Source organism: Actinomadura sp. HBU206391 (assembly GCF_014323665.1).
GTDB lineage: Bacteria > Actinomycetota > Actinomycetes > Streptosporangiales > Streptosporangiaceae > Actinomadura_C.
In genome coordinates, this window is the sequence record NZ_JABVEB010000462.1 from 1 (window position 1) to 2,858 (window position 2,858).

The following is a 2,858-nucleotide window of genomic DNA, read 5'->3' on the forward strand; positions in this document are numbered from 1 at the left end:
TGTTGCACGGTTCTGCGGGCGTGAGTAGCGGTCCACTCTCGTCAAGCGGTGAGGCCGCGATTGCCGATCGGCAGCACGTGGGTGGCGGCGCGGGTGATGAGGTCGACCTGTTCGGCGGAGTACGGCGCGTACTTCTGCCCCCGGATCCAGCGGGGGATCTGGAAGGCCCGCACCAGGGAGATCCCGTTCGTGGTGACCCTGCGCCGCAGCCTGCCGCAGTGGACGGCGACCACCGCGGTCGCGAGCACGTCGGTCTCGAGACGCTCTGACAGGAGCTCGGCCACGGTGACGGCCATTCTGTGCAGCTTGTCGGTCTGGGCTCGTCCGGACTTGCCGTTGATGAAGAGCCTGCCGCCGTACTCCTCGATCTCGGTCTCGGGATGCCACGCCTGGTTGTCGATCAGCCACACTCCGCTCGGACCGATGACGAGCTGGTCCACCTTGCCGTACCCCGGGATCGAGCGGGAGTGCAGGACGCGGTAGCCCTGCCGCTCCAGCGTAAGACGCAACAGCCGGGTCATCCGCTCGTCCCCGCTCAGGCCCTTGCGCCACAGGCTCGCGGAGGTGCGCTTCCATGAGTGGTGTGCGACGTCGAGCGCGGCGACGACCAAGGCCAGCACCACGCCGAAGACGGGCGACACCAGGTATCCGCCGAGCAGCAGGGCGACGCCGGCGAGGATGGCGCGCAGCCGGAGCCGCTCCCGGCGCCCCTGGGCCCACAACTCCTCGTACACGGCCTGCGGTGACCCGCCGGTGAAGGCCGGCCGGTCCCTCAGGTAGATGGACTTGCCAATCATTTCCGCTCCCAAGCCGCCGAGGGACATTACTTACCGCCTCCCGTTGGATACCACGTCAGGGCGTAACGGTGAACATCACGAACCGGGAAAAATTCACGACGTCGTGGAGTGGTAAGGCTTACCTTCGCGGTCGGCCGTCCCCGGACTGCGGGATGGCGGGAATCCGGGGAACCGTCACCACGGAACCGGCCCATCCGGATCGAGATCCCTCGGTGGCTCAAGATCGCTCGGTGGCATCTCGTTGACTACGGTCACCCGCGTTTCTAGGCTGGGGCGCATACCGACCAGTCGGTATGCGCCCCACCCCCCGGAGCACCGCCTAGAAACGCCGCCCTCATCTCAACCCGGCCCGGAGGTCGCCCATCGTGAGCGAATCCACCGTCGACGCGGACGATCTCCGCCGTCGCGTCCGCGAATTCCTCGACACCCGCGACCCGGGGTCCACCGAGCCGCAGGAGTTCCTCCGCGCCCGGTTCGACGCCGGGCTGGCCTGGGTGCACTTCCCGGCCGGGCTCGGAGGCCTCGGCGCGCCGCGGGCTCTGCAGTCCGTGGTCGACGACGCCTTCGCCGCCGCGGGCGCACCGCGCAACCAGCCCGAGCGCAACGCCATCGGCCTCGGCATGGCCGCGCCCACCATCCTGCGATTCGGCACCGATGAGCAGAAGAGCAGGTTCCTGCGGCCGTTGTGGACCGGTGAGGACATCTGGTGCCAGCTGTTCAGCGAGCCCGGCGCGGGATCCGACCTCGCGGCCCTCGGCACCCGGGCGGTGCTCGACGGCGACCACTGGATCGTGACCGGCCAGAAGGTGTGGACGTCCATCGCGCACGAGGCCCGCTGGGCGATCCTCGTCGCCCGTACCGACCCTGAACTGCCCAAGCATCGCGGCATGACCTACTTCGTCTGCGACATGACCGCACCGGGCGTCGAAGTGCGCCCGCTCCGCCAGATCACCGGCGAGGCGGAGTTCAACGAGGTGTTCCTCACCGACGTGCGCATCCCGGACACCGACCGGCTCGGCGACGTGGGCCAGGGCTGGGCCGTCGCGCAGACCACGCTGATGAACGAGCGCGTCGCCATCGGCGGCGGGGCCTCGCCGCGCGAGGGCGGCATGGTCGGGGTGGTCACGGGGCTCTGGCGCGAGCATCCCGAGCTGCGCACCGCCGGCCTGCACGACACGCTGTTGCGGCTGTGGGTCGAGACCGAGGCGGCCCGGCTGACCGGGCTGCGGTTCCGCCAGCAGCTCGCGGCCGGCCAGCCCGGCCCGGAGGGCTCGGCGGTCAAGCTCGCGTTCGCCCGTCTCAACCAGGAGGCCTCGGGCCTGGAGCTGGAACTGCTCGGCGAGGACGGCCTGCGCTACGACGACTGGACGATGCGCCGCCCGACCGGTGTGGACTTCACCCGCCGCTCGCCCGGCTACCGCTACCTGCGGTCCAAGGGCAACTCCATCGAGGGCGGCACCTCCGAGATCCTCCGCAACATCATTGCCGAGCGGGTGCTCGGCCTGCCGGGGGAGATCCGGGTCGACAAGGACGTCGCGTGGAAGGACCTGCCGAAATGACGGACCTGCTCTACAGCGACATCGAGGAGGAGCTGCGCCGCGCCGTGCGCTCCGTGCTCGAGGATCTGGCCCCGTGGTCACAGGTGCTCGCCGGCACCGAGACCGGTGACCCGTGCGACGCCAAGCTCTGGCGCACGATCTCGACCGACCTGGGCTGTGCAGGCCTGGCGGTGCCCGAGGAGTTCGGCGGCGCCGGCGCCTCGTTCCGCGAGGCGGCGGTGGTGCTGGAGGAGCTCGGCCGCGCGGTGGCGCCGGTGCCGTTCCTCGGCAGCGCGGTGCTGGCCACCGCCGCGATGCTGGAGGCGGGTGAGACCGAGCTGCTCACCCAGCTCGCCGCCGGCCGCCGGATCGCGGCGCTCGCGGTGCCGTTCTCCACGCCGCCCGGTGCCGACTTCCCCGCCACCGTACGGGCCGACGGCGCCGCCGCCGATTCTCGGCCGGCGGCGGAGCCCGGCGGCAACACGACGCTCACCGGGGTGGTGCGCAGCGTGGCCGACGGACT

Annotated in this window: 3 protein-coding genes; 2 read left to right on the forward strand and 1 reads right to left on the reverse strand. The window is 71.0% G+C overall.

Annotated features, from left to right (window positions below):
* Window positions 1-41: 41 nt before the first annotated feature.
* On the reverse strand, window positions 42-797 hold the full coding sequence (locus HKK72_RS38305; RefSeq protein ID WP_187239275.1) for a nuclease-related domain-containing protein: 756 nt from the start codon (window positions 795-797) through the stop codon (window positions 42-44).
* Window positions 798-1,162: 365 nt separating this feature from the next.
* Here HKK72_RS38305 and HKK72_RS38310 point away from each other — a divergent pair, with 365 nt between their 5' ends.
* Together HKK72_RS38310 and HKK72_RS38315 are read left to right on the forward strand one after the other, a co-directional pair.
* Entirely contained in the window at window positions 1,163-2,356 is a 1,194-nt protein-coding gene (locus tag HKK72_RS38310) for an acyl-CoA dehydrogenase family protein (protein WP_187239276.1), read from the forward strand.
* A partial coding sequence (locus HKK72_RS38315) for an acyl-CoA dehydrogenase family protein (RefSeq protein ID WP_187239277.1) occupies window positions 2,353-2,858 on the forward strand: 506 nt, incomplete at its 3' end. The genes HKK72_RS38310 and HKK72_RS38315, both read left to right, overlap by 4 nt.